General features: G+C 58.0%; 27 protein-coding genes. 16 read left to right on the forward strand and 11 right to left on the reverse strand.

Annotated elements, in window-relative coordinates:
• Positions 1 to 79: 79 nt before the first annotated feature.
• Genes hxsA2 through hxsC form a run of 4 tightly spaced genes read left to right on the forward strand, consistent with a single transcriptional unit; the run spans position 80 to position 3,273 of the window.
• Entirely contained in the window at positions 80 to 364 is a 285-nt protein-coding gene (gene hxsA2 / locus AABC73_RS03975; protein WP_341522549.1) for a His-Xaa-Ser repeat protein HxsA2, read from the forward strand.
• Positions 364 to 666: a His-Xaa-Ser system protein HxsD gene (gene hxsD / locus AABC73_RS03980; RefSeq protein ID WP_341522550.1), complete on the forward strand. Its 303-nt coding sequence runs from the start codon at positions 364 to 366 to the stop codon at positions 664 to 666. Before hxsA2 ends, hxsD begins: the two co-directional genes overlap by 1 nt.
• Positions 659 to 2,116 carry a His-Xaa-Ser system radical SAM maturase HxsB gene (hxsB, locus tag AABC73_RS03985; RefSeq protein ID WP_341522551.1) on the forward strand — a complete coding sequence of 486 codons (1,458 nt, stop codon included), beginning with the start codon at positions 659 to 661 and terminating at the stop codon, positions 2,114 to 2,116. Before hxsD ends, hxsB begins: the two co-directional genes overlap by 8 nt.
• Positions 2,110 to 3,273 (forward strand): His-Xaa-Ser system radical SAM maturase HxsC, encoded by a 1,164-nt coding sequence (gene hxsC, locus AABC73_RS03990; protein ID WP_341522552.1) that lies wholly within the window; start codon positions 2,110 to 2,112, stop codon positions 3,271 to 3,273. Before hxsB ends, hxsC begins: the two co-directional genes overlap by 7 nt.
• Positions 3,274 to 3,373: 100 nt before the next feature.
• Here the strand turns inward: hxsC and AABC73_RS03995 are convergent, their stop codons facing one another.
• A complete protein-coding gene (locus tag AABC73_RS03995) occupies positions 3,374 to 4,321 on the reverse strand; it encodes a LysR family transcriptional regulator (RefSeq protein ID WP_341522553.1) in 948 nt (315 codons plus the stop codon).
• 150 nt (positions 4,322 to 4,471) lie between these two features.
• Between AABC73_RS03995 and AABC73_RS04000 the strand changes: the two genes are divergently transcribed.
• The 8 genes from AABC73_RS04000 to AABC73_RS04035 all read left to right on the forward strand — a co-directional run bounded on the left by AABC73_RS04000 (position 4,472) and on the right by AABC73_RS04035 (position 11,445).
• On the forward strand, positions 4,472 to 5,800 hold the full coding sequence (locus AABC73_RS04000; protein ID WP_341522554.1) for an MFS transporter: 1,329 nt from the start codon (positions 4,472 to 4,474) through the stop codon (positions 5,798 to 5,800).
• 56 nt (positions 5,801 to 5,856) lie between these two features.
• Positions 5,857 to 7,383, forward strand: a complete 1,527-nt coding sequence (locus tag AABC73_RS04005) for a CoA-acylating methylmalonate-semialdehyde dehydrogenase (RefSeq protein WP_341522555.1) — start codon at positions 5,857 to 5,859, stop codon at positions 7,381 to 7,383.
• Between the two features lie 96 nt (positions 7,384 to 7,479).
• Positions 7,480 to 8,367 carry a 3-hydroxyisobutyrate dehydrogenase gene (gene mmsB / locus AABC73_RS04010; protein ID WP_047576922.1) on the forward strand — a complete coding sequence of 296 codons (888 nt, stop codon included), beginning with the start codon at positions 7,480 to 7,482 and terminating at the stop codon, positions 8,365 to 8,367.
• A gap of 115 nt (positions 8,368 to 8,482) precedes the next feature.
• The gene (locus AABC73_RS04015) at positions 8,483 to 9,616 is read left to right on the forward strand and encodes a colicin E3/pyocin S6 family cytotoxin (protein WP_341522556.1); all 1,134 of its coding nucleotides are present in this window, start codon (positions 8,483 to 8,485) and stop codon (positions 9,614 to 9,616) included.
• Positions 9,617 to 9,630: 14 nt separating this feature from the next.
• Positions 9,631 to 9,870 (forward strand): pyocin S6 family toxin immunity protein, encoded by a 240-nt coding sequence (locus tag AABC73_RS04020; protein ID WP_341522557.1) that lies wholly within the window; start codon positions 9,631 to 9,633, stop codon positions 9,868 to 9,870.
• Between the two features lie 7 nt (positions 9,871 to 9,877).
• Positions 9,878 to 10,120: a pyocin S6 family toxin immunity protein gene (locus AABC73_RS04025; RefSeq protein WP_341522558.1), complete on the forward strand. Its 243-nt coding sequence runs from the start codon at positions 9,878 to 9,880 to the stop codon at positions 10,118 to 10,120.
• Positions 10,121 to 10,146: 26 nt separating this feature from the next.
• Entirely contained in the window at positions 10,147 to 10,380 is a 234-nt protein-coding gene (locus tag AABC73_RS04030) for a hypothetical protein (RefSeq protein WP_341522559.1), read from the forward strand.
• A 762-nt stretch (positions 10,381 to 11,142) separates the two neighbouring features.
• Positions 11,143 to 11,445 carry a DUF3077 domain-containing protein gene (locus tag AABC73_RS04035; protein ID WP_341522560.1) on the forward strand — a complete coding sequence of 101 codons (303 nt, stop codon included), beginning with the start codon at positions 11,143 to 11,145 and terminating at the stop codon, positions 11,443 to 11,445.
• Positions 11,446 to 11,615: 170 nt separating this feature from the next.
• On the opposite strand, the gene AABC73_RS04040 is transcribed toward AABC73_RS04035, so the two are convergent.
• The 9 genes from AABC73_RS04040 to argH form a co-directional block, all read right to left on the reverse strand.
• Entirely contained in the window at positions 11,616 to 12,605 is a 990-nt protein-coding gene (locus tag AABC73_RS04040; protein ID WP_341522561.1) for an NAD(P)H-quinone oxidoreductase, read from the reverse strand.
• 146 nt (positions 12,606 to 12,751) lie between these two features.
• The gene (locus tag AABC73_RS04045; protein ID WP_341522562.1) at positions 12,752 to 13,567 is read right to left on the reverse strand and encodes a transporter substrate-binding domain-containing protein; all 816 of its coding nucleotides are present in this window, start codon (positions 13,565 to 13,567) and stop codon (positions 12,752 to 12,754) included.
• 38 nt (positions 13,568 to 13,605) lie between these two features.
• Entirely contained in the window at positions 13,606 to 14,967 is a 1,362-nt protein-coding gene (locus AABC73_RS04050; RefSeq protein ID WP_341522563.1) for an MmgE/PrpD family protein, read from the reverse strand.
• Positions 14,964 to 15,866: a polysaccharide deacetylase gene (locus AABC73_RS04055; RefSeq protein WP_341522564.1), complete on the reverse strand. Its 903-nt coding sequence runs from the start codon at positions 15,864 to 15,866 to the stop codon at positions 14,964 to 14,966. The genes AABC73_RS04050 and AABC73_RS04055 overlap by 4 nt, the downstream gene beginning before the upstream one ends.
• Positions 15,859 to 16,707: a polysaccharide deacetylase gene (locus tag AABC73_RS04060; RefSeq protein ID WP_341524169.1), complete on the reverse strand. Its 849-nt coding sequence runs from the start codon at positions 16,705 to 16,707 to the stop codon at positions 15,859 to 15,861. Before AABC73_RS04060 ends, AABC73_RS04055 begins: the two co-directional genes overlap by 8 nt.
• Positions 16,708 to 16,773: 66 nt before the next feature.
• Positions 16,774 to 17,577 (reverse strand): ABC transporter substrate-binding protein, encoded by an 804-nt coding sequence (locus AABC73_RS04065; protein ID WP_229635578.1) that lies wholly within the window; start codon positions 17,575 to 17,577, stop codon positions 16,774 to 16,776.
• 61 nt (positions 17,578 to 17,638) lie between these two features.
• Positions 17,639 to 18,403: an amino acid ABC transporter ATP-binding protein gene (locus AABC73_RS04070; RefSeq protein ID WP_020293085.1), complete on the reverse strand. Its 765-nt coding sequence runs from the start codon at positions 18,401 to 18,403 to the stop codon at positions 17,639 to 17,641.
• A 16-nt stretch (positions 18,404 to 18,419) separates the two neighbouring features.
• Entirely contained in the window at positions 18,420 to 19,295 is an 876-nt protein-coding gene (locus AABC73_RS04075) for an amino acid ABC transporter permease (RefSeq protein ID WP_341522565.1), read from the reverse strand.
• A gap of 22 nt (positions 19,296 to 19,317) precedes the next feature.
• Complete coding sequence (gene argH / locus AABC73_RS04080) at positions 19,318 to 20,745, reverse strand: argininosuccinate lyase (RefSeq protein ID WP_341522566.1); 1,428 nt, start codon at positions 20,743 to 20,745, stop codon at positions 19,318 to 19,320.
• A gap of 162 nt (positions 20,746 to 20,907) precedes the next feature.
• On the opposite strand from argH, the gene AABC73_RS04085 reads away from it, so the two are divergent.
• Positions 20,908 to 21,882 carry a LysR family transcriptional regulator gene (locus tag AABC73_RS04085; protein WP_341522567.1) on the forward strand — a complete coding sequence of 325 codons (975 nt, stop codon included), beginning with the start codon at positions 20,908 to 20,910 and terminating at the stop codon, positions 21,880 to 21,882.
• 69 nt (positions 21,883 to 21,951) lie between these two features.
• On the opposite strand, the gene AABC73_RS04090 is transcribed toward AABC73_RS04085, so the two are convergent.
• Positions 21,952 to 22,923 carry a LysR family transcriptional regulator gene (locus AABC73_RS04090; RefSeq protein ID WP_341522568.1) on the reverse strand — a complete coding sequence of 324 codons (972 nt, stop codon included), beginning with the start codon at positions 22,921 to 22,923 and terminating at the stop codon, positions 21,952 to 21,954.
• Between the two features lie 122 nt (positions 22,924 to 23,045).
• Between AABC73_RS04090 and AABC73_RS04095 the strand changes: the two genes are divergently transcribed.
• From AABC73_RS04095 to AABC73_RS04105, 3 genes are all read left to right on the forward strand, one after another.
• Positions 23,046 to 23,822, forward strand: coding sequence for a class II aldolase/adducin family protein (locus AABC73_RS04095; protein ID WP_341522569.1), 777 nt, complete (start codon positions 23,046 to 23,048; stop codon positions 23,820 to 23,822).
• Positions 23,819 to 24,745 (forward strand): glyoxylate/hydroxypyruvate reductase A, encoded by a 927-nt coding sequence (locus AABC73_RS04100; protein ID WP_341522570.1) that lies wholly within the window; start codon positions 23,819 to 23,821, stop codon positions 24,743 to 24,745. Before AABC73_RS04095 ends, AABC73_RS04100 begins: the two co-directional genes overlap by 4 nt.
• A 272-nt stretch (positions 24,746 to 25,017) precedes the next feature.
• On the forward strand, positions 25,018 to 26,259 hold the full coding sequence (locus AABC73_RS04105) for an OprD family porin (RefSeq protein WP_341522571.1): 1,242 nt from the start codon (positions 25,018 to 25,020) through the stop codon (positions 26,257 to 26,259).
• Positions 26,260 to 26,288 lie beyond the last annotated feature (29 nt).

Raw genomic sequence — 26,288 nt, forward strand, 5'->3', positions numbered from 1 at the left:
GTTGATTTCACATTGACATCGCTAGGGAGCTTCGCCGACACTCAAGTTAATAACCACCGAATTGATAGGGATATCTGTAATGAAAAAGCGCTCCTTCCTGGTTCCCTTGGCCACTCTGGCTGCAGCCGTCGTTGCCGAACAGGCTTTCGCTCTACCCGGTTATGAAGTTGTAGAGCCCAGCTCAGAAGCCAAGAACACATTTCATGCTGAAGCCCAAAGCGAGAGCATTTCGGTTCGTGATGGCAACGATCTGTTCGCCTTCGTTCTCAAACGTGGGGACCAAGGGCAGATGATGGCTTACCACAGTTCCCATAGCTCCCACTCTTCGCACAGTTCTCACAGCTCTCACTATTCGGGTCGGTAATGGACTCCACTCATCAGCTCGTTTTTGACGAGCGGCTTTATGATGCGCAGGTCTTGCAGAAAGCAGCATATCGATCAATCAATGCCTTGACGGTCGATATCACGCCTAATGGGGGGCAGTTTGTCTGCGTTTTGTCATCAAATACTGGCGTGGACGAGCAGTCCTTTCTGTTGGCGGTCCAAGAGTTCAAGAAGGATGCACTCGATTATCAGCTTCGACACCGACTGGCAGTTGAAACGCAACCGATCAAGAACCTGATACTCGGACTGGCTTTTTCAAAAACCGGATTGATAAGTGAGTAAATTCCAAAAGCTGGAATTCTACGCGCAGCAACGTCCCTACGAGTTGTTACCCTTTAAGTTCGACCGTCTGAATGACAACGAATACGTCATTACCAACATGGCCGGCGAATTTCATGTCATACCGGTGGCGGTGCTCGAACCGATCATTAGCAAGACACTTTCGCTCACATCAGAGCTGATCCCTACACTTCGATCCAAGCAGTTCATTCGCTTCACCAATGAGCAAGCACCACTTCAGCTTCTGGCACTTAAGATTCGCACGCGATTGTCCAGGCTGGCCGAGTTCACTAATTTGCATATTTTTGTAGTGACTCTTCGGTGTGACCACAGCTGTCCGTATTGCCAGGTTTCAAGGCAGTCGGAGAGCAAAGGTGAATTCGACATGACCACCGAGATGGCAGATAAGTCTCTGGATTTCGTCTTCATGTCTCCCAATCCAGCCATCAAAATTGAATTTCAGGGTGGAGAGCCTCTGCTGAACTTCGAGATGGTGAGGTACGTTGTTCTTGAGGCCAAAAAACGTAACGTCAAGGAAGGGCGCAACCTGCAGTTCGTCATCGCGACCACGCTTTCGCTATTGACCGATGACGTGCTCGACTTCTGTAAGCAGCACAATATTGTTCTTTCATCTTCGCTTGATGGGCCGATGGATCTGCATAATGCAAATCGTCCACGTCCAGGCAGAGATAGTCATCAGCGTTTCGAGGAAGGCTTGAGTAAAGCCCGTGCAGCCCTCGGTTATGACCAAGTGTCAGCCCTGATGACAACCACAGATAAGAGCCTGCCGAGAGTACGCGACATAATTGATGAATACTTACGCCTGGGTTTTGATGGGATCTTCCTCCGCACGCTCTCCCCATACGGTTTTGCGATCAAGACCAAAAAATTCATGTCGTATGACACGGAGCGGTGGCTGGAATTTTACAAGGAAGGCCTTGAGTACATCATTGAGTTAAACAAGTCGGGCATACGATTTGTAGAGCAATATTCTTCGCTCGTGCTGACTAAAATGCTGACGTCAGGGGACCCGGGGTTTGTTGATTTGATGAACCCTGCCGGTGCTGGTATCGCAGCGATCGTGTTCAATTACGACGGATCTGTCTATGCCTCAGATGAAAGCCGTATGCTTGCCGAAATGGGCGACCATACCTTCCGTCTGGGGAACATTCTTGAGCACTCGTATGAGCAGATCATCCTCTCCGATCAGCTTTTGGATGCACTGGAAAACTCCTTTACCCTGAGCGCTCCAATGTGTTCTGACTGTGCATTCGAACCATACTGCGGCGCGGAGCCCGTCTACCATCACGCCATTCACAAGGACGTATTGGCACGGAAGCCGGAATCCTCTTTCTGCAAACGAAATATGGCTATTTTCAAGCATCTCATTCAGCTGATGGGAAGTGATGAGCAAACAAAACGGATTTTTATGGGTTGGGCCAACCGATGCTGAAACTCGGTGGAAAGGTTATCCGCATCCATGCGGTGGATGTTCATAGGAATCTCAACCTGCTAAAGGTGTCGACCAACCGGAATTTACCTGAAGTACTGCGACGGGAACTCGCCTACTTGGTTTCCGATCAGCAGATCCCCCGAGGATTTGCGCACTACCTCCTGCTTGATAAGTATCGACAGCTAGTTGAGGTGCTGCCTTCCGATTCTGATTACTCGATCCTGCCAAATGATTACGGCTACATTGGTAGCGGCGACGTTATCCGGCTTTCGGCAGATCGTCAGAGTATTAGCGTGCTCTTTCGAGCGTCGTCGCCGCACAACAGCATCCTGGTCACCGAGCAGTGTAATCATTACTGTCTCATGTGTTCACAACCGCCTAAGGCAGCTGATGACTCGTGGATACTTGACGAAATCGAGAGTCTTATTCCGCTTATTCCAAAAGATACTCGTGAGCTGGGCTTTACCGGGGGGGAGCCAACGACCAATCGGGAGCGCTTCCTTAGGATCATCGGCCTGACAAAAAGTTATCTCCCGAGAACTGCAATCCACATACTCTCGAACGGGCGCAGCTTCAAAGACCAAGCGTTCGCTGAAAAGTATGCACAGATTGAATTGCCGGACGCGATGATCGGAATCCCTGTCTATTCAGACGATCCGACTCTGCATGACTACATCGTCCAAGCCAGAGGCGCGTTCGATGAAACCATACGGGGCATTCTTAATCTGAAGCGCTTGAATCAGAAGGTTGAGATCCGAGTCGTCATTCACAAGCTGTCAGTGCAGCGCCTGCCTGAGCTTTGTGAGTTCATCGCACGCAACCTGCTTTTTGTTGATCATGTGGCGCTGATGGGCCTTGAGATGATGGGCTTTACCAGGGCCAATCTCGATGAACTTTGGGTCGATCCAATCGAGTACAAAGACACGCTCAGCAAATCGGTTGGCATTCTGGCCAAGTACGGGATGAATATCTCGGTCTATAACCATCAGCTGTGCTTGGTGAATTCGGACATCCAGCCCTATTACCGAAAATCAATCAGCGACTGGAAGAATGAGTACGCGCCGGAATGCCAGGGCTGCACAAAACAGCGAGAATGTGGAGGCTTTTTCGCATCAGGTGTTAAGTTTGGCTACAGCAAACACCTAACCCCATTTTGACTTTGGCTTCAGATCTTTAAGCCACCAAACGTCGTCGATGCAAGTTACTGGCTTACCCTTGCAATGCAGATGGGTGAGGTTCCAGTCACATCGAACCTGATCAATCCTCAAATCGTAATGCCTGCGACTCCCCGAGCAGCAGCGGCCGATTCAGCTCCGTCACTGCTCTTATGTAATCCCACAACAAGGTAATCCGCTTGAGCTTGCGCAGGTCTTCGCGGCAGTACATCCAGAAATGCCGGGTGATGTTCACTTCCTCTTCCAGCACCGGCACCAGACGCGGATCCTGTGCGGCGAGGAAGCACGGCAGGATCGCCAGTGACCGGCCTTGCAGCGCGGCCTGGTATTGGGCGATGACGCTGGTGCTGCGCAGTTGCGCCTGGGCGCCGGGCAGCAGGTTGCTGAGGTAGAGCAATTCCGAGCTGAACGCCAGATCGTCGACGTAGCTGATAAAGGTGTGTGCGGTGAGGTCGGCCGTTCTGCGCAGCGGCGGGTGGTTGTCCAGATAGTCCTGAGTCGCATACAGCCGCAGGGTGTAATCGCAGAGTTTGCAGCAGACATACGGCCCGTGTTCCGGGCGCTCCAGGGCGATGACGATATCGGCTTCGCGCTTGGACAGGCTGATGAAGTGCGGCAGCGGCAGGATGTCGACCGAGATGTCCGGGTAGTTATCGAGAAAGTGGCTGAGCTGCGGCGTGATGAAAAAACTGCCGAAGCCTTCGGTGCAACCCATGCGGATATGCCCGGACAACGCCACGCTGGAGCCCGAAACCTGCTCGCAGGCCATGTGCAGCGTGCTTTCGATGGACTCGGCATAACCCAGCAAACGCTGGCCTTCGGCAGTCAGCACAAAGCCGTTATTGCGCGACTTCTCGAACAGCAACGTGCCGAGTGAGCCTTCCAGAGAACTGATGCGCCGCGACACGGTGGTGTAATCCACCGACAGGCGTTTGGCCGCAATGCTGGCCTTGCGCGTGCGGGCGACCTCAAGGAAAAACTTCAAGTCATCCCAGTTGAGAAGGCCCAGGGAGGTGATGTTTTTTTGCATGTTGGTCCTGCTTTTATGAGCATTCTTATTAGAAGTTTGCACATCTATACTCCAATGCACGGTCTGAACCAAGCGTGCTGTAGCAACAACAATCCCAGGCAACACCCCACGCCATAAAACCCTGCACAACAATAATAAGCGGAGGAATTTATGAAGGACGCAATGACAGCGGACGCTGGCGCACTTGGTGCCCGCCCTGCGAAGAATGCTAAATCCTATCGACTTGCCGGCATGGCAAGCATGGCCGGCACGACCATCGAGTGGTATGACTTTTTTCTCTATGGCACTGCCGCCGCGCTAATCTTCAACAAAATCTTCTTTCCCGCCCTGGACCCGATCACCGGCGTGCTGGCTGCGTTCGCCACCTACGCCGTGGGCTTTCTCGGCCGACCGTTGGGCGGCGTGATTTTTGGGCATTTCGGCGACCGGATCGGGCGCAAATCGATGCTGCTGGTGACCCTGATGATGATGGGGATTCCGACCATCATCATTGGCCTGATCCCCACCTACGAACAGATCGGTTATTGGGCCGCGCTGATTCTGGTGCTCATGCGTTTCCTGCAAGGCATGGCGGTCGGCGGCGAGTGGGGCGGTGCGGTGTTGATGGCTGTGGAACATGCGCCGGAGGGCAAGAAAGGTTTCTACGGCAGCCTGCCGCAAACCGGTGTTGGCGCGGGATTGGTGCTGGCGACGCTGGCGATGGGAATGGTGGCCAAGCTGCCTGAGGCCGACATGCTCAGTTGGGGCTGGCGCCTGCCGTTCATCGCCAGCATCGTCTTGCTTGGCATCGGTTGGCTGATCCGCCTGAAAGTCCCGGAATCGCCGGACTTCGAAAAGCTCAAGCAGGACAAGATCGCCGTCAAGGTGCCGCTGTTCAAAGTGCTGCGTGAACATCCACGGGAAACCCTGACGATCATTGGCGCGCGCACGGCGGAAAACGCCTGGTTCTACATGTCGGTGACCTTCGCCCTCGCTTACGCCGCCAACCAGCTGCAAATCCCCCGCGCCGATGTGCTGAACGCAATCACTGCCGGCGCGGCGCTGTCGTTGTTCACCATGCCGTTTTGCGGCTACCTGTCGGACAAGGTCGGGCAGCGACGCTTGTACTTTGCGGGCTTGTTGCTGCTCTGCGCATTCGTCTATCCATTCTTCGCCATGCTCGGCACCCGCGAACCGATGCTGGTCTGGTGGGCGATGGTGCTCGCTGTCGGTGTGGTTTTTCCGATTCTCTACGCGCCGGAATCACTGCTGTTCGCCCGGCAGTTCCCCGCCGAAATTCGCTACAGCGGCATCTCGGTTTCGGTACAGCTGGCTGGTGTGCTGGGCGGCGGTTTCGCGCCGATGATCGCCACCAAATTACTCACCTACGCCGATGGTAGCCCGCGTTACGTGATCGTTTACCTGATCGGCATGGGCCTTGTGGCGCTGGTGTGCACCGCGCTGATGAAGCGCGATCCGCCTCGGCATCGTGCTTCCTGATCTTTAATGAATAACTGATGGTCAGCGGTCAACCGGGCCGCTCGGAGGAAATTTCGATGAACGTTTCACTGCAAAAAAACAACACCACGGTGGCACGCGTCAAACTGCTGATTGACGGCGAATGGGTCGAGTCGCAAAGCAGCGAATGGCACGACATCATCAACCCGGCGACCCAGCAAGTGCTGGCCCAGGTGCCGTTTGCCACCGATGCTGAAGTCGATGCCGCTGTCGCCGCAGCGCAAAAAGCCTTCAAGACCTGGCGCCTGACGCCCATCGGCGCGCGGATGCGCATCATGCTCAAGCTGCAGGCCTTGATTCGTGAACACTCGCCGCGCATCGCTGCGGTGCTCAGTGCCGAGCAGGGCAAAACCATTGCCGATGCCGAAGGCGATATCTTTCGCGGCCTGGAAGTGGTCGAGCACGCCTGTTCAATTGGCACGCTGCAAATGGGGGAGTTCTCCGAGAACGTCGCCGGTGGCGTCGACACATACACCCTGCGCCAACCCATCGGCGTTTGTGCCGGGATCACGCCCTTCAACTTCCCGGCGATGATTCCGCTGTGGATGTTCCCCATGGCTATCGCCTGCGGCAATACCTTCGTGCTCAAGCCTTCCGAGCAAGACCCGATGTCGACCATGCTCCTCGTCGAACTGGCCGTCGAAGCGGGTATTCCACCGGGCGTGCTCAACGTGGTGCATGGCGGTAAATCGGTGGTGGATGCCATTTGCACCCATCCCGATATCAAGGCCGTGTCCTTCGTCGGTTCTACTGCTGTCGGCACTCACGTCTACAAGCTGACGGGGGAACACGGCAAGCGCGTGCAAGCGATGATGGGCGCGAAGAACCACGCGGTGGTGTTGCCCGATGCCAATCGTGTGCAAACCCTGAATGCCTTGGTCGGTGCCGGTTTTGGCGCGGCCGGGCAACGCTGCATGGCGACCTCCGTGGTGGTGCTGGTGGGTGCGGCAAAACAGTGGTTGCCGGATCTGAAAACCCTGGCGCAAAAGCTCAAGGTCAATGCTGGCAGCGAAGCGGGCACCGATGTGGGGCCGGTGATTTCCCGGCGCGCCAGACAGCGGATTCTCGACCTGATCGAAAGCGGCGTGCGCGAAGGCGCCAAACTGGAACTGGACGGTCGCGACATCAAGGTGCCGGGTTTCGAGGGTGGCAATTTTGTCGGCCCGACGCTGTTCTCCGGCGTGACCACCGACATGCAGATCTACACCCAGGAAATCTTCGGCCCGGTGCTGGTGGTGCTGGAAGTCGACACCCTCGATCAGGCCATCGAGTTGGTCAACGCCAACCCGTACGGCAATGGCACCGGCCTGTTCACCCAGAGCGGCGCGGCGGCGCGTAAATTCCAGAGTGAAATCGACGTTGGTCAGGTGGGCATCAACATCCCGATTCCGGTGCCAGTGCCGTTTTTCAGCTTCACCGGCTCGCGCGGTTCCAAGCTCGGCGACCTCGGCCCGTACGGCAAACAGGTGGTGCAGTTCTACACTCAAACCAAGACCGTCACCAGCCGCTGGTTCGATGACGACAGCGTCAATGATGGGGTGAATACCACCATCAGTTTGCGTTGACCGTTAGAGCGAGGCTTGCCCGCGAATTGGCGTTCAGACCTTCGCGGGCAAGCCTCGCTCCAACGAGGAATTCCAACCTCTGCCAAGGAGAACAACATGAAAATCGCTTTCATCGGCTTGGGCAACATGGGCGCGCCGATGGCTCGCAACCTGCTCAAGGCCGGGCATCATCTGCATCTGTTCGACTTGAACACCGCCGTGCTCAACGAACTCGCCACCTTGGGCGGGCGTATCAGTGAATCGCCCAAACATGCGGCGCAAGGCGCGGAGCTGGTCATCACCATGCTGCCGGCTGCGGCCCACGTGCGCAGCGTCTATCTCAATGACGACGGCGTATTGGCGGGCATCGGCTCCGGAGTGCCAGCGGTGGATTGCAGCACCATCGACCCGCAGACCATTCGCGACGTGGCCGCCATCGCCGCCAGACAGGGCGTGACCCTGGGCGACGCGCCGGTTTCCGGTGGCACCGGCGGCGCTCAGGCCGGCACGTTGACGTTCATGGTCGGCGCCAGTGCCGAGCATTTCGAAGTGCTGAAACCGGTGCTGGCGAAAATGGGCAAGAACATCGTGCATTGCGGCGATATCGGCACCGGGCAAATCGCCAAGATCTGCAACAACCTGCTGCTGGGCATTTCCATGATCGGCGTTTCCGAAGCCATGGCACTGGGCGACGCGCTGGGCATCGACACCGGGATTCTGGCCAACATCATCAACAGCTCGACCGGCCGCTGCTGGAGCTCCGAGGTCTACAACCCATGGCCCGGCATCGTCGAAACGGCACCCGCTGCACGGGGTTATACCGGCGGTTTCGGCGCGGAGCTGATGCTCAAGGATCTCGCCCTGGCAACCGAAGCCGCACGCACCGCTCACCAACCGGTCATCCTCGGCGCCGTGGCGCAACAGTTGTATCAAGCGATGAGCCTGCGCGGCGAGGGCGGCAAGGACTTCTCGGCGATCATTGAGGGGTATCGCAAGAAGGACTAGCCGAAGGGATTAGCCAGATGGATCAGGCTGAAACTTTCAGTAACCGCGTTAAATTGACTGGGCTCGAATGGGTCGACATCCTCCCCGCCGACAAAAGGCGCTACAGGGAGGAGTCATGCGCAAGGACGATCCAGAAGACCCATTCGAACGTTATATGCGAAACCGCCGACTGCCCAACGGAGGTGCTTCGTGGGCGGCGTGGAACACACCCAAAAAGCCCGAACCGGTTTACATCCAGGAAGACAAATGGCCCGCGCCAAAACCCCGCACTGATCTGGTTTTCGCCAAGTCCTGCGCGCCGGGTAACTGGTGCTCCACCGACGCCGGGACCTCCGTAGAACCGGCGTCAAACTTCGGCAAAGTAATGCTCGCGGGCGCCATGCTCCTGCCCGATGCCAGCGCTGCGGCTGCCCTCGCACTCGGCGCCGACCTGGGCCTGGGCTACATGGCCGGCAGCGGGATCATGCAACAGCGACACAGCTGGGCGATACGCGGCTTGGGCGGCCCGGCCAGCATTCTTGTCCTCGGCATGCTTCCCGAGAAAATGGGCGACGGCACGCTCTACACCGACGGCCAATTGCGCAGCATGACGCGCGCGCCAACACGGGTGCGCTTCCAGTTTCGCCAGGATCCCGATGGCGTGTTGCAGGTCTACGGCATCCACAGCAAACCGTCCGGCGACGATTCGGTTCGCACAGTGCAAGCCACGTGGAACGCCGACCGAACGGCGATGGAAGCCAAACTCAACGGAATCACGATCATCTGGACGCCAAGAGACGGACGCCTCGGCCCCATGCCACCGCTGATCTACCCTGACAACAGCGGCGCACACCTCAACAACATCCTCGTCCACCCGATCCCGGAAGACACCGACAGCCAGATCGAAGGCTTCCCCGGCGAGGACATCACCGTTGAAGATTGTATTGTGGTGTTTCCAGCGGGGGTTGGCTGGAAGTCGATGTATGTGGTGTTTGCGCGGCCGTTTGGTGGGGATCATAGCTACCATCCGGCGCCAAAAGGACTGACAGCCTTTCCGGACGCATTGCCGGTAAAAAAGAAGTCTAGTGTTCAAGGCGGCGGTAAAAAACGTAATCGATGGAAAGACCGTAAGGGCCGTATTTTTGAGTGGGATTATGAAAATGGTAGGGTTGAACTATACGACAGCCAAGGTAAGCATTTAGGAGAGTTTGATCCCAACACGGGAGAACGAACAAAAGACGCCGAGCCTGGGCGTACGACACCGAAATAACCGAGGGGAAATCCATGCTCTTAGAAATCACTGGTTTTTTGATAGACGACAGCGAAGACGATTCAATCAAATTTGCGCTCGACGTGAAAACGGAATTTGAGCAAGCCGTAATGGATGTTTTGGGTTGGGAAAGCATGGAGGCCGAGGTCGTTGGTGAGCAACCTTTGACGACCACGCAAATTGAGGAAATTGCGCACGTGATAAAGGAGCCGCTGCCGCTGGATCTTGATTTGTTCATTGGCGTGCGGGCATAGCGAAGCGATGGTATTTATCTTGATCAGTGGTTTTTATCCGGAACCCAATCCGGATAACTCATTGCAGTATGAAAAAGATGTGCCCCCAGAGTTAGAGATGAGGGTGCTTTCAGCAATTGGATGGGAGTCCTCGGCGGATGTACCTGTCGGTGAAAACGATCTAACCAGTGAACAGGCGGCTGCGGTCTTGAGAGTGCTCGGTGAGCCGGTCAGGTCTGACTTGATGTATAGCGTCGGGCTTTGCAGGTAGGTCGCCAGTGAAGGAGCATCTGGTCCGTGAAATACATTATTGAAGCGTTCAACAAAGAATCGGAGCTCTTGAGTTTTGAGGTGATTCTGCCCGAAGGCAGTGATTCGCAACTCGCGCAAATCATGGGCTGGTCGGTACCTCAGCGTGGCGATGAAGGTTATGACCTTACCCCTAACCAAGCGGCGGCAATTGAGGCCTTGGCGGGCAAACAGTTTTACGACAGCAACCACGTTTTCCAGCTGACCTGCAATGTCGATTGAGGCAGTCGGTGCCAGCGTGCAACACCCTCTCGTTGGAGCGAGGCTTGCCCGCGAAGGCGGTGTCTTGAATTCGGAAAAATGGCCGGATGTACTGGCCTCTTCGCGGGCAAGCCTCGCTCCAACGGAATTTGCCGCTCTTGTAGGAGCGAATTCATTCGCGAGGCGATTCATTTGTTTTCGCAGGCCCAACGCCTCGCCAACAAGTTGGCTCCTACAGCATTTCGGCTACTCATCATTGCGGTGTCACACCATCTCGTTGGAGCTAGGCTTGCCCGCGAAGGCGGTGTTTTGAGTTTGGAAAAGTGGGCGGATGTACCGACCTCTTCGCGGGCAAGCCTCGCTCCAACGGATTTGCGCCGTCCTTGTAGGAGCGAATTTATTCGCGAGGCGATTCATTTGTTTTAGCAGGACTGACGCCTCGCCAACAAGTTGGCTCTCATCAAACCACCGCAGAAGTATTTGATCTGTGCGGGAAATGTGGGACCGGATTTATCCGGGAAGAGGCCGGGTCATTCACTGCATCTCGTCGTCAGAAATACCGCCTTCCCGGATAAATCCGGTCCCACCAGGCGCACCAGCGCTAACCATTCGATAAGCAGGCGTTTTTTTTGCGCCTGCGGCGTCGAGTTATGGCAGCTGTGCGCGGGACATCTTCGGGTGTGCCGGGTACCTGGAGTCCCGGTCGGCCAACCTGCGTACAGCTGTCACCCTGATTTGCTTGGCCGCAATACGATGACAGCTCCCCAACTCCAGGAGCAGCAAATGAAGCAATCGTTCTTTTCCAACCAACCACAAACCATCAAAACCCTCGGCACCATCACCTTCTCCACCTGCGGTGAAACCAGGCAGCCGCTGTTCCGCATAAACCCTGAAATCCCCATCGAATCCGCCCTGGAACATGCCTCGAATTTATTGGCGTGTGCCAGCGAAATCAGCCTCGACGCGGCGCTGGGCGATGCAGGCAAACAGAGTGTCTGGGCTGCGCACTATCTGAGTGAGATGGCGAAGGCAATTGTTGATGATGCGTTGGCGAGTAGCGCTGCGGCTCGATACGCTGAAGGATGATTCGTACCGGCCTCATCGCGGGCAAGCCTCGCTCCAACGGGATTTTCGCCGTTCTTGTCGCGAGCTTATGTGGGAGCGAGCTTGCTCGCGAAGGCGGTGTTTGGGATTCGGAAAAGCGGGCGGATGTACGGCCTTTTTTCGGGCTAGCCTGGCTCCTGCGGAGTCGGTGCTTACCGCGAGTCTTTAACCTGCAACACAATCTTCCCCACATGCCCGCCCGATTCCATATACGCATGCGCGGCCACCACGTCGGTCAGCGGGAATGTCTTGTCGATGACTGGCTTGATCGCGCCAGTCAGCAGATGCGGCCAGATGTCGTGCAGCACGCCCGCGACGATGGTTTGTTTGGCCGCTGCCGAGCGGTCGCGTAGCGAGGTGGTGTGCAGCGCCGCGCGTTTGCCCATCATCTTGCCGAGGTGGATGGGCGCTTCGCGGCCGCTTTGCAGGCCGATCATGACGATGCGGCCGTCGACTGCCAGCGCCTCGATATTGCGCGCCAGGTACGCGGCGCCCATGTTGTCGAGAATCACGTCCACGCCGCGGCCTTCGGTCACCCGCGCCACAACGTCGACGAAATCTTCATTGCGATAATCGATGGCGACGTCAGCGCCCAATTCCAGGCAGCGTTGCAGTTTTTCTGGCGAACCCGCCGTGGTCAGCACGCGTGCGCCCCATTGTTTGGCCCATTGAATCGCCAGTGAACCCACGCCGCCCGCGCCGCCGTGGATCAACACGGTTTCCCCCGGTTGCAAGCGTCCGATATCCCGCAGGTTCGACCAAAGTGTGCAGGCCGCTTCCGGCAGTGCCGCCGCTTCGAGCAGCGACAGGCCTTGCGGGCAGGGCAACACGTGATCGGCGTTGACCGCAACCTGCTCGCCATAACCGCCACCGGGCAGCAAAGCGCAGACCCGATCACCGACCGTCCAGGTGCTGACGCCTGCGCCCACCTCAGTGATGACGCCGGAGCATTCGATGCCGAGGATGTTCTCGCCCTCGGTCTTCATCACATACGTGCCGCGCCGTTGGAGCAGGTCGGAAAAATTCAGCGCCGTGGCGTGTATGTCGATCAGCACCTCGCCGGGCTTGATGACGGGCGCAGGGCGTTCCACCCGTTGCAATACCTCGGGATCGCCGAAGCGTTCGAAGATGACGACTTTCATGAAAGGGCCTCCGGTTAAAACAAGGCAATTTCGTAGGAGGGAATTTATTCCCGAAGGCGTCAGCGAGCCCGGCACAAATGTGTGGCGCTCGTGCTGACCTTTTCGGGAATAAATTCCCTCCTACAATGTTTATCGCAGGGAAAGCATTACTTCCCGCCGTCGACCATCACTTCGCTGACCGCCTGGCTTTCCAGATTCCACTTCTTGAGGATGGTTTGATAGGTGCCGTCGCGGATCACGGTTTGCAGGCCTTTGACCAGGTTGTCGCGCACGTCGGTCTTGGCTTTATCGACCGCGAAACCGAAGTGATGCAAGGACAGCGGCTGACCGATCAACACGTAGGTATTGGGTTCCTGGCTGATCAGGTACTTCACATATTCCGGGCCGAGGACCACGGCGGCGAGGCGTTCCTGTTGCAGGTCCAGACGTGCCGCCGAAGCGCCAGCGGTGCCTTGCACGGTAGCCGCAGGCTTGCCGGCGGCGACGCAATTGGTGTCGTTCCAGGCCATGACTTCCGGGTAGTAATTGGTGGTGCGCGGGGTGCCGATGTTTTTCCCGCAGAAGGCTTCCGGTGTCGAGCCCAGGCTGGTGTTGCGCACCGTGGTGAACATCTGCGCGCCGGTTTGCAGGTAATCGACAAAGGTCATGTCGGTGCGGCGTTTGGGCAGGTCGGTGATGGCTGTGCCGATCACGTCGATGCGCCCGGTTTTCAGGCTGCTGGTCAGCTGCTCGAAGGTCATTTCCTGATACTTGATCTCGACGTTCATTGCCTTGCCCAGGGCGTCGAACAGGTCGATGTTGAAGCCTACGCTCTGGTTGGTCGCCGGATCGCGGTACGACATCGGCGGGTACGTCGCTTCCACGCCGACGTTCAAGGTTTCCCGGGCCTGCGCCACGTTGCAGCAGGCCGCAATACCCAAGGCCGCGAACAGCATCGAAGCTTTATTGCTCAAATCCAGCATGGTCAATTCCTTACGTCAGAGATAAGGGCAGCAAGGCTTCAAGGGAAGCGCAAAAGATCCAGCAGGTCTTGTAGGTCTGTTTTTTGATCCAGGTTCAGGCACAGCGCGACGAGGCGTTCGACGTGTACGTCGGGCAACGCACGCGTCGCCAGTGAGCGAAATTTCTCCAGCAAGGCGTCATCGCCAATCGGGTTGAGCGGGCCGCCCAGCGGGGTTTTGACTTGCCGGGAAGCGCTGCGGCCATCTTTACGGGTCAGGGTCAGGCGCGGTTCATCCAGCGGCGCGAGGGACGCATCGCTGTGCATGCGAATGCGCTGCATGAAGCCCAGCACTTCGACGTCGCCGCGCAACTTCTCTTCGTAAGCGTCCAGCCCGGCATGGCCCAGCAGGCAACGCACGGCCAGCGCATACGGCAGGCTCATTTGCGAGGCGGCCAGCGTGGTGGTATCGAGACCTGCGCACATGCCCACCAGAAACTCGCTGGCGCTGACGTCGATGGACTCGATCTCGTCAGCCTTGATATCAAGTTCGCTGAGCAATTCACCGATGGCATCGATGGCTGAGTGCGTGCCTCGGCAAGCGGCGTAAGGTTTGATCGAGCAGCGGGCGAGTTTCCAGATCACGCCCAGATCCGCAGTCAGCGCCTCGGGTTGCGCCGTGTCCCGCGCCAAAGTGCGCAGAAATCCACCCCACACGTCATCGAACACCTGATTGGGTCCGGTCACGCCTTCGCGAGCGAGCAATACCGCAAGCACGCCGCCTTCAGCGGGGCGGCCGGCGTGCAGCTTCTTGCTGTCGGCGCCGTCATGGATAAACGCCCACAAGCCGCCGCTCATGCTTGCCGCCAGACCCAGCGCGGAAGCGGTTTGCGTGGCATCCAGCTTGAGCAGTCGGGCGCATGCCGCTGCCGCGCCGAAGACGCCGCAGGTGCCGGTGGAATGCCAGCCGGCTTCGTTGTGCGGCGAGTAACCGCCGCAGGCTTCGAGTACGCGCCGGGCAACGTCGTAACCGATGACCATGGCGTTGATCAGCTCTTGGCCGCTGGGCATCGGATCGCACAACGGCAGCACCGCGAGCATCGCCGGTACGACGACCGCGCCGGAGTGATCGCAGCCACCGGCATCGTCCAGTTCCAAAGCGTGGGCCGCGATGCCATTGACCAAGGCCGCATTACGCGCCGACAAACCTTGCTCGGTACCCCAGATCACCGACGCGCCGTCGGATTCGCTGGCGTTCATGGCGCGCAAGGTGCGTTGGGTCAACTCGGCTTGCGAGCCTGCCAGCGCAGCGCCCAGCGTGTCGAGAAAGTGCCGCTTGGCTTTTTCCACCAGAGGCGCGGGCAGGGCGGCGTAATCCGTCTGAGTGACGAATTGGCTGAGGGTGTGCAATGGATTGTTCATGATGCCTGGCTCGGACGATGGCGCTCGAAAACAGCGGCGGGATGATCTTCAGGCAGGCTGTTGTTGCTTTCGCTCCACCAGTCGGCGACTTCTTCAGCGGTGGCAAACCACACGTCCGGCTGCGCCTTGAGCCAGGTCAGCAACTCCAGCAGCAAACCGCTGCGGCCAACGGTGCCGAGGGTTTCCGGGTGCAGGCGCATGACGTAGCACAGGCCAAAACGATGGAAGCCTGCAAAGTCCTGCTGCCAGTTTTTCAGCACCTCGGCGTAAGACGCGATGCGCGCCTGGCTGACCGGCACGGCGGGGGCGAGGTTGAAGGCGAAATAAGGTTCGTCCTCCAGTTCGCAATGCAGCGGCAATTCCACCAGCGGTGCGGAATCCATCTGAGTGACCGGGTGCAGATAAGGCAAATCGTCCCCCGCCCACGAAGACGACCAACTGATGCCTTCTGCGCGCAATGCATCGGCGAAACCTGGCGCGTAGCTGCCTGCTGGCGCACGAAAACCGCTGGGACGTTGCCCGGTCATTTGTGCGATGACGTCGCAGCCGCGCTTCAATGAAGCGTGCTGCGCGGCCAGATCCAACTGTGAAAAATCTTCATGACGATAACCGGCGCAGGCGATTTCATGCCCGGCGGCGTTGATCGCCTGCACCACCTGCGGATTCTCTTCGGCGACGATGCCGGGAATGCACCAGGTGGCGGGGATCTGCTGATCGTCGAGCACTTCCAGCAGACGCTGCACGCCACGCGTGGTGCCGTAGCGCCACACCGACAGGCTTTTGTCGCGCCCGGCGATGGCCGGAACCTGCGTGAGGATGCCGTGAATGTCGTTGTAGTCGATGGTGATGACCACCGCGCAGCGATACGGCGCGGGCCAGACGGATTTCGCTTCAGTCATGGCGATGCTCCTTGAGCCAGAAATTGGCGACGTCGTTGCACGTGGCGAACCACACGTCCGGATGGCTGTGCATGTGTTCCAGGAAGCGTTCCAGCAACAGGATGCGCCCCGGTTTGCCGCTGATCTTGGGGTGGAACAGCGTGGTCATGCACAGGCCTTCGCGATACGTGCCATCGAACTCGCGACACCAGTTATCCAGGGTCTGGTCGTAGCTGGCGATGCGATCCAGACCGGCCGGATAGTTCGGCGCACGGGTGTAGGCCAGTGACGCGTAATCGTCCAGCTCCCAGCGGCCGGGGATTTCCACCAGACCGTTGGCCTGACCGGGAACGTCGATGAAATAAGGCCGGTCGTCACCGCGCATGCTGCTGGAATAGGTCACGCCGCAGTCCATGAGCAGGGCCGGGGTTTCCGTGTGCCAGTCGCCGGACGGCGTGCGAAAACCGCTGGCGGTGATGCCCAGATAGCGCTTGAAGATATCGGCGCTGATCTGCATGACTTCGCGCTGGGCCTTGAGGTCCAGGGCAAAAAAAGATTCGTGGCGATAGCCGTGATAAGCCACTTCGTGGCCGTGTTCGAGGATGGCCTGACATTGCCGAGGCCAGTTCTCCACGACCCAGGCCGGGACGAAAAATGTCGCGGGCGTGGCGTGAGCCTTGAGCATGTCCAGCAGACGGGGCAGGGCGCGATACGGGCCGTAGCCGCCGAAGGTGAAGTAATCGGGTTTTTGCCAGATCGAGCCGTCGAGCATCGCGGCGCCGGTCGGGCCGTCCAGATCGAAGGCCAGGGCTACGCTGGCGCGGGCATTTGCGGGCCAGCGCAGGTCGGTCGTGCCGAGCATGGTTTTCTCCAGTGCGGACTGATTCAAGGCACCCGCCTGAGCGAAGTCAGGCGGGTGTGACAGGGCTTACTTCGCGCCGTTGAGGGTCGCTTCAGCCACTGCGCCATCCTTGAGTTGCCACTTGTCGAGGATCTTCGCGTAGCTGCCGTCCTTGATCATGTCGTTGAGGGTGGCGATGATCGCCGCGCTCAACTCAGGATTGTTCTTGGCCACGCCCAGGCCGGTCAGCTGACGCGCGAGCGTGCCGCCGATGACCTTGAATACGCCAGGCTCCTGGCCCTGAATGTACGGCAGGGTTTCGCTGCCTTGCACGGCGGCATCCAGACGTCCCTGACGCAGTTGCGCACGGGCATCGGCGCTGCCTTCGGTGCCGATCACGACGATGGCCGGCTTGCCTTTGGCGACACAGTTGACGTCACTCCATTTGGCGATCTCCACCGGGAAGGTGGTGCGACGGCTGGTGCCGATTTTCTTGCCGCACATGTCTTCGATGTCCTTCAGATCCTTCTGGGATTCAAGGGTGTAGAACTGCGGGCCGGTGCTGAAATAGTCAACGAAGTCGACGGTCTTCTGGCGCTCCGGCGTATCGGTCATGCCCGACATGACGATGTCGATGCGGTTGGTCGCCAGACCGCTGACCATTTGTTCGAAGGCGGTTTCCTGCCAGCGGATTTCGATGCCCAGGCGCTTGCTGATTTCAGTGCCCAGGTCGTAGTCGATGCCGGTCAGTTTATTGGTGGCCGGGTCCTTGAAGTCCATCGGCGGATAGTTCGGGGCGATGCCCGCCGAAATGTAGCCTTTCTCGGTGATGGATTTTGGCAACACGTGAGTGTCTGCTGCCCAGCTGGAAACCGAAATCAGGGCGGACAATACGGCGGTAGCGGTAAGCGCGAAAGTTTTCACATCGACATCCTCAAAAAGGCGGTGGGTTTCAGTTCAGAACGGCAGCAATAAAATCTTGAGTGCGCTGGTTGCGCGGGTTCATCAGCACATCTTCCGGCGCGCCGGTTTCGATGATCTGCCCGGCATCCATGAACACCACGCGATTGGCGACTTCGCGAGCAAAGCCCAGCTCGTGAGTCACGACCACCATGGTCATGCCGCTCTTGGCCAGGTCACGCATCACCGACAACACTTCACCGACCAACTCAGGGTCGAGGGCGGAAGTCGGCTCATCGAACAGCATCAATTTGGGGCGCATGGCCAGGGCGCGGGCGATAGCGACGCGCTGTTGCTGGCCACCGGACAACTCGATGGGATAGCTGTTGGCCTTGGATTCCAGGCCGACGCGCTTGAGCAATTCGAACGCCAGCGCGCGGCATTCTTCCACCGGCTGGCGCAAAACCTGCACCGGGCCTTCGAGGATATTGTCCAGCACGGTCATGTGCGCGAACAGGTTGAAGCGCTGGAACACCATGCCGGTCTTCAGACGCTGCTTGGCGATCTGCTTGTCGCTCAGTTCGATCAGCTTGTGGCCTTCGGAGCGAAAGCCGACGATTTCGTCATCGACCCACAAACCACCCGCGTCGACTTTTTCCAGCTGGTTGATGCATCGCAACAGCGTGCTTTTGCCGGAGCCGGACGGGCCGATGATGCACAGCACCTCGCCGTGGGGGATTTCCAGATTGACGTTCTTGAGCGCCTGGAAGTCGCCGAAGAACTTGTTCACGTCTACTGCCTTGACGATGTTCAGCATGATCAGCCTCCTGGGCTCAATTACGTTTGCCAGCGCCACGGGCGAAGCGTTTTTCCAGTCGCGCCTGACCCAGGGTCAGCACGGTCACCACCGCCAGATACCAGATGCCGGCGACGATCAGCAGCTCCATGACCCGGGCGTTGGCGTAGTAGATGTTCTGCGCGTTGTGCAGCAGTTCCGAGTACTGAATAACACTGGCCAGACTGGTCATTTTCACCATGCTGATGAACTCGTTGCTGACCGGCGGGATGATGATGCGCATGGCCTGGGGCAGGATGATCCGGCGCAGCGCCTGCAAGCGCGGCATGCCAATAGCCTTGGCCGCTTCGTACTGGCCGCTGTCCACTGACAGCAGACCGGCGCGCACCACTTCGGCGGTGTAGGCGCCCTGGTTGATGCCCAGGCCGAGCAGCGCAGCGGCGAACGGGGTGATCACTTCGACGGTCTTGAACTCGAACAGACCGGGAATGCCTAAGGTCGGGAAAATCAGCGCCAGGTTGAACCAGAGCAGCAGTTGCAAAATCAGCGGCGTGCCCCGGAACAGCCAGGTGTAGCTCTGCGCCACATAACGCAGCAGCGGGTTCTGCGACATACGCATCACCGCCACCACTACGCCGAGCACGACCCCGAGTGCCATGGCCAGGATCGACATGGTGATGGTGTTCAACAGGCCGAACATGATCGATTCGGCGGTCAGGAACTGCGCAACGAACGACCATTCGATGTTGCCGTGAATGAACGCCTGAACCAGTCCGATCAACAGCACCGCAATCAGTGTGGCGGCGGCGTAACGGCCGAAGTAGCGGCGCGGGACGACCTTGTAGGCCGAGATGTCGTACTTGGCGGCGAGCGACACGCGCTCGTCTTTGCCTGGGGCTTGAATCTGTGCCATGTGCCTTGCTCCCGGTATTGGTTTAGCCGCGCGGACCGGCGTAATCCAGAGCCCATTTTTCCTGGGCGATCAACTGCTGCTTGAAGCGCTCGATTTGCTCGGCAACGCGGACCGGCGAAGTACCGCCCCAACCGCTGCGGGCGGCCAGTGCAGCTTCCAGGGTCAATGCGTCGAGCACTTCCGGCGTCAGGCGCGAATCGGTGTCAGCCAGTTGTTGGGTAGTGAGTTCGTCGAGGCCGATGTCGTTCTCTTCGCAGAGTTGCACCAGCTTGCCGGTGATCTCGTGAGCTTCCTTGAACGGCACGCCGCGCACCGCCAGCCAGTCGGCGACTTCGGTGGCGAGGGTGAAGCCCAGCGGTGCCTGACGCAGCAACTCGTCAACGCGCACTTTCATGGTCTGCACCATGCCGGCGAAGGCCGGCAGGACCAGATGTACGGTTTCCAGGCTGTCGAGAATCGCGTGTTTGTCTTCGCTCAGGTCGCGGTTGTAAGACAGCGGTTGAGCCTTGAGCACGGCAAGGATGCCGGTCAGGCTGCCGATCAAGCGACCCGACTTGCCACGCGCCAGTTCGGCGATATCCGGGTTCTTTTTCTGCGGCATGATCGAGCTGCCGGTGGCATAACCATCGTCCAGTTCAACCCAGCGGAATTGCCGGGAAGTCCACAGGCAGAATTCTTCGGCCAGACGCGAAATGTTGATGCCCAGCATGCTGCTGCAAAACAGGAACTCAGCAACGTGGTCACGGCTGGCAACGGCGTCGATGGAGTTCTCGCACGGCCCGGCGTAACCCATCTCGGCGGCCGAGCGCTGCGGGTCGCGAGCGATGGCGGAACCGGCCAATGCAGCCGCACCCAGTGGCGAAAGATTGAAACGTTTGTCCCAGTCCTGCAGGCGCTGAATGTCGCGATGAATCGCCTGGGCGTGAGCCATCAAGTGATGGGCGAACACGATTGGTTGAGCCTGTTGCAGGTGGGTGAAGCCCGGCGCGATGGTGTTGATGTGTTGCTCGGCCTGAGACACCAGCGCCTTTTGCAATTCGAGGATCGCCAGGGTCATGACTCGTACCTGATCCCGCAGGAACAGACGCATGTCGTTGGCCGACTGATCGTTGCGCGAACGACCGGCGCGCAGCTTGCCGCCCAGAGTGCCGAGACGTTCGGTGAGCAGGCGTTCGATGAACGTGTGCACGTCTTCATCGGCGGCAATCGGGTCGATGGAACCGGCGGCGAAATCTTCGTCGATGCTGCGCAACGCTTCGATGATGCGCGCGGTTTCGGCAGCGTCGAGCAGGCCGGCACGGTTCAGTTCGTTGGCGTGTGCCTTGGAGCCGGCGATGTCGTACGGGGTCAGGCGAAAGTACGCTTTGGGAGATCTGGACAGGTTGGCCATGGCTTCGGCCGGGCCGGATTTGAAGCGGGCTCCCCAAAGACGATCAGTAGCATCAGACATGTAAATTCTCCGTTGGCACGTGGATTGCTCAAGCACTTTCAAGCGATGTGAAGATCGCCGGGTTGTAGAGATGTGAGCAATGGAAGTTTGGCTTCAATCAATAATGAATCGATTCGATGGGAGGGATGCTAGGAAAAATCAACAAGCGGGGAAATGTTTTAAATGACAAGTCAACTTACTGAAAGTGGAAACCTGCCCAAACGAAGTGGTGATGTGGCGATTTCAATGGCCAGTGCCATGGACTTGAAACTGTTCAAGGTTTTTCGCGCCGTGGTTGAATCAGGAGGATTTACCGCCGCGCAGGTAGAACTCAATATCAGCCTGGCCGCTATCAGCAAACAGATATCGGATCTTGAAATACGCCTGGGCATGCGTTTATGTACGCGTGGGCGGGAAAAGTTCTGCCTTACAGAGCAAGGCAAGATTATCTACGAGGCCAGTCTGGACCTGTTCATGGCCCTGGATAACTTCCGCGACCGGTTGGGAAATGTGCGTGGGGAATTGCTCGGTGACCTGAACATTGCGGTCATCGATAACACCGTTTCCGATCCGTACTCGCCGCTGGTGGATGCCCTGAAAGCCTTGCAGGACAAGGCCCCAAAGGCTAGGGTGCGTTTGAATGTGGCACCGCTGGACGAGATCGAACAAGGCATTCTCAAAGGCCGGTTTGCCGTCGGTATCGTGCCGGTGTACAGCGGCAAAGATGACTTTCAGGTCATGCCGTTGTATGACGAAACTTCAGAGCTTTATTGCGCCTCCAATCATCCTTTTTTCGCAATGGCCGATGAGGATATTGATGAAAAGTGCCTCGCTGAAGCCGAATTTGTCGAGCATGCTTATGCCGTGCATACAGCAAAGCCAAAGCTCCTTGGATTGCGCAACGTGACCGCCGTTGCAACCCAGGTAGAAGCGGTGGCTATCTTGATCAAGACCGGTCGTTATTTGGGTTACTTGCCTACACATTGGGCCAGAAGTTACGTTGAGCGCGGCGAGATGCGCTCCGTAATGGCGCAGACATTCAGCATAGCCACGCCGTTCAAACTGTTGTACAGACAACAGGTGCCACGTAACCCGTTAGTGGATGTTTTCCTGCAGATCATGCAGGAAAGTTCAGGTGTTAATACCGTCGGGTCATAACTTCACAGTAAATGCACGGCAACGGTGCAATGTTGCGTATATCCGTAACAAGTGCACCTTATTTGCCCATCAAGGCTCGATTGCGCCTTCCCGGGTGGCCTCGCGCAGCTTTTGCAGGAAAATCGATTCGGCCTTGGTCAGGCGCTGATCCAGGTTCCACATCAGATTGATATCCACCGAACCCACGCCAGCTTCTGGCGGCAGACGCCATAAGCGACCTGCCTGCAATTCGTTCTGACAGATGTGCTGCGGCAGACAGGCAATGCCGAACCCCGCAAGTACCAGGCGCAAAATTTCCTGAGTGTTGGGCGACGAAGCGACGATCTGCCCGGTGAGTTCGTGGTGGTCACGAAACTCGGCCAGCGACGACAGCGTGCCGCCCAGCAAGTCCCCGGTGAAAATAATCAGCTGCTCGTTGCGCAGATCATCAAGGCTCAGGTCTTCGCGACCGAACAATGGATGCAGGTCACTGCAATAGAAGGCGTAGTGCTCCTGCGTCAGGCATTGCTGACCGAGCCAGCCAGGCGCGGCGCGATTGACCGCCAGGCCGAAGCTCGCGGTTTTCTGCGACAGCGCGCTGAGGATCGCATCGCTGGACTGCACGTCGATTTCCAGAGTGATGCCGGGATAGTCGCGATGCAACTGCGCAAGAAACTTGTCATATACAGCGCAATGAATGCCGCTCACGGTCAGCAGCCGAACCTTGCCGACGATCTGGTCGGACGTGCGCTCCAGCGCCGCGTCCAGCTGAGTGAAATGCCCCTGCACGTCAGCCGCCACGCGCAAGGTTTCGATGCCTGATTGAGTCAGCAGAAAGCGCGGTCCGCGCCGCTCGATCAACGCCGTGCCCAATTGCTCTTCAAGACGCTTGATCGCCTGACTGACAGCTGGCTGCGACAGATGCAGGCGCGCGGCCGCACGGCTGATGCTCAGTTCTTGAGCGACCACTTGAAAGGTGCGCAGCAGATTCCAGTCCAGCCGTTCGCCCAAGGGTCTGGAAGACGGGCGGATCGGCACTGTCTGGCTGGTGGTTTGGTTCACTTCGCGGCCTTTATTGGTGAAAAAAATAATGAATATAAGTAATCGCACATTGTGCTTGCGCAGCGTTTGCTCTTAAAAAGACTGCACGAAACACGCCATGACCTTTTTTGATGGTAAGCACCATGTCCTCTTCTGCACGCTCCACGACGTTGCCGCTGCACATGCCCGAGGCGGAACGCAACGCCCGCTGCGAACTGGCGGCGCTGTATCGTCTGCTGGCCCATTTGCGCATGAGCGATTTGATCGACACGCATATTTCCCTGCGTGTGCCCGGCGAGGCCGGGCATTTTCTGATCAATCGTTACGGCACGCTGTTCGAACGCATGACCGCCAGCCAGTTGGTGAAGATCGATGGCCAGGGCAATGTCGTGGATGAGTTCTTCCCCAATCATCGCGTCAACCGTGCCGGCTTCGTGATCCACTCGGCGATTCACGCCGCGCGTGCTGATGCCCATTGTGTGATTCATACCCACACCGCCGCAGGCATGGCGGTGTCGGCGCAGGCGGCAGGCTTGCTGCCGCTGAGCCAGCACGCGCTGAAGTTTTACAACCGTCTGAGTTATCACACTTACGAAGGCATCGCCACGGACACCGCCGAGCGCGAGCGTCTGGTGGCAGACCTGGGCAGCACCAGCGCGATGATCCTGCGCAACCACGGTTTACTGGTGACGGGTGCATCGGCGGCCGAAGCATTTTCCAATATCTACTTTCTGGAGCGAGCCTGTCAGGCACAGATTCAGGCGCTGGCCGGCGGCACGGCGCTGGTTCAACCGGACCCGCAGGTCTGCGAACACACCGCGCAACAGTTCGAGGCCGATGACTCTGAAGGCATTACCGAACTGGCCTGGGAAGCGGCGCTGACCATGATCGATGCCCAGCGCAGCGAATACTGTTCATGAAGCCGCTGGTGTTGCTGGGCACTGGCAATGGTCTGGAGCGCGTGCGGGAAATGCTCCTGGCGCGTGAGCCTGAACTGAACATCGTCCGGCCCGACAATGCCGATGCGCAACAGGCGGAAATTGCCTTGTGCTGGAATCCGGCACCCGGCAGCCTGGGCATGTATCCACACTTGCGGCTGATCCATTCCATCGCTGCCGGCGCCGATCAGATCTTCAAGGATCCGAGTCGCAATCCGCAGATTCCGGTCTGTCGCATCGTCGATCCGGATCATCGCCTGGGCATGGTCGAATACGTGCTTTGGGGGGTGCTGCATTACCACCGGGGTTTTGATCAAGTCCTGCGCAATCAGGCATGGGTGTTCTGGGATCGTCCGGCACAGCGTCCGGCCAAACAGACCAAGGTCGGCGTGATGGGTTTGGGTGAGCTGGGGCGGGCGGTTGCGTCGCAACTGGCCGCACTGGATTTCGATACACGTGGCTGGGCACGTCGTGCGCAGCAGATCGAGGGCGTGACCACCTTTCAAGCGGGCGAGATCAAGGCGTTTTTGAGCGGGCTGGACATTCTGGTCTGCTTATTACCCCTCACCACTGAGACCGTCGGCATTCTCGGCGAGGAAACCTTTGCGCACATGGCAGCGGATTCGGTGGTGATCAATTGTGGGCGGGGCGAACACTTGAACCGAGAAGATTTGCTCGCCGCGCTGGACAGCGGTCAGTTGCGCAGCGCCTTGCTGGACGTATTCGAGCAGGAGCCGTTACCGGTTAACGATCCATTCTGGCATCACCCGCAGATTTGCGTGACACCACACATTGCATCATCGGCTTCCTATGAAGTGATCGCCGGGCAAATTCTGGAGAACCTCGCGCGCCTGGAAGCGGGAACGCCTTTGGCCAACGAGATCAATCCGGAGCAGGGTTATTAACGAAAGCTGAATCCGCAAACCGGTAGGAGGGGACTTGTCCCCGAAGGCGTTTGCACTAGCGGTGCAAAGTTCGAGTTATGCCTTTGTCCGGAAAATTTTCGGGGACGAGTCCCCTCCTACGCAAGCGACATTTGTTCATGTTTTTAAAACAGTCATCCAATAAGAAAAGCCATCGCGAATGTATTGGCGAGCCACACACCTTTTGAACTGCCAATAACTTTCCCGTCGCCCAACGAAGGTGGCGGGATGCGATAACCAACGGAGCAGCTGTAATGAATGTGAATAAATTGAGCGTCCTCGCCCTGGCGATGGCGGCAGGCACTGTGCAACCTGTTTTTGCTGAATCCCAGGCGGATGCAACCGGGTTTATCGAAGGTTCGAAGTTGAGCGTCAAGGCGCGCAACATGTACATGAACCGTGATAACCGCGCCACCAGCGCAACCCAGGCTTACGGAGAAGAATGGGCGCAAGGCTTCATCGGCAGTTTCGAATCCGGTTTCACCCAGGGCGTGGTCGGTTTCGGTATCGATGCATTGGGCCTGTACGGTTTGAAGCTCGATACCGGTGACGGCCGTACCGGCGGCGGCACGGGCTTGCTGGAACAAGACAGCAGCGGCGCGAAAGACAACTACGGCTATGCCGGCGCAGCGGTAAAAATGCGCGTCTCGAAAACCGTGGCCAAGTTCGGCGACCAATATGTCAACAACCCGGTATTCGCAACTTCCGACAGCCGTCTGCTGCCGGAAACCGCTCAGGGCCTGTTGATTACCAGCAATGAAATCGACAACCTGACGCTGCAAGGCGGCCACTTCACTGCATTGAAAAACCGTAACCAGAGCAATCATGACAGCGCTCACCTGACCAGCATCAACTTCGGTGGCGGTCTGTACAAATTCAACAAGAATCTGTCCAGCAGCCTGTACTACTCGGACGTTGAAGATTACTGGCGCAAATACTACGGCAGCCTGACCTACGCCATGGCGTTGACTCCCAATGACACCCTGAAGTTTGACTTAAATGCGTACGACACCAAAAGCGTCGGCAAGGAGTTGGGCGGGGAGCTGGACAACACCATCTGGAGCCTGACCGCCGGTTACACCTTCGGCGCGCACACCTTCCAGATCGGTCGTCAGCAAGTTAACGGCACCGGCGACTACAAGTACGGCGTTGACGGCAACAGCACTGTTTTCGTCGGCAACTCCATTCAGTATTCCGACTTCAACTATGCCAACGAAAAATCCTGGCAGGCCCGTTACGACATCAACATGGCTACCTATGGTGTGCCGGGTTTGACGTTCCTCGCACGCTATGTGAAGGGTGAAGATTTCACCACGGCTACCGGCGACAACGGCAAGGCGTGGGAGCGCGATTTCGATGGAAAATACGTGGTTCAAGCAGGCCCGGCCAAAGACCTGAGCTTGCGCGTGCGTCACGCCAGCTATCGCAGCTCGGATCGCGGCGGCGAAATCGACGAAATCCGCGTCATTGTCGAATACCCGCTGAGCATCCTGTAACCCGTTTCGATTTCCCCATCGAAATCAAA

The sequence above is a fragment of the Pseudomonas sp. G.S.17 genome, from assembly GCF_038096165.1.
GTDB lineage: Bacteria > Pseudomonadota > Gammaproteobacteria > Pseudomonadales > Pseudomonadaceae > Aquipseudomonas.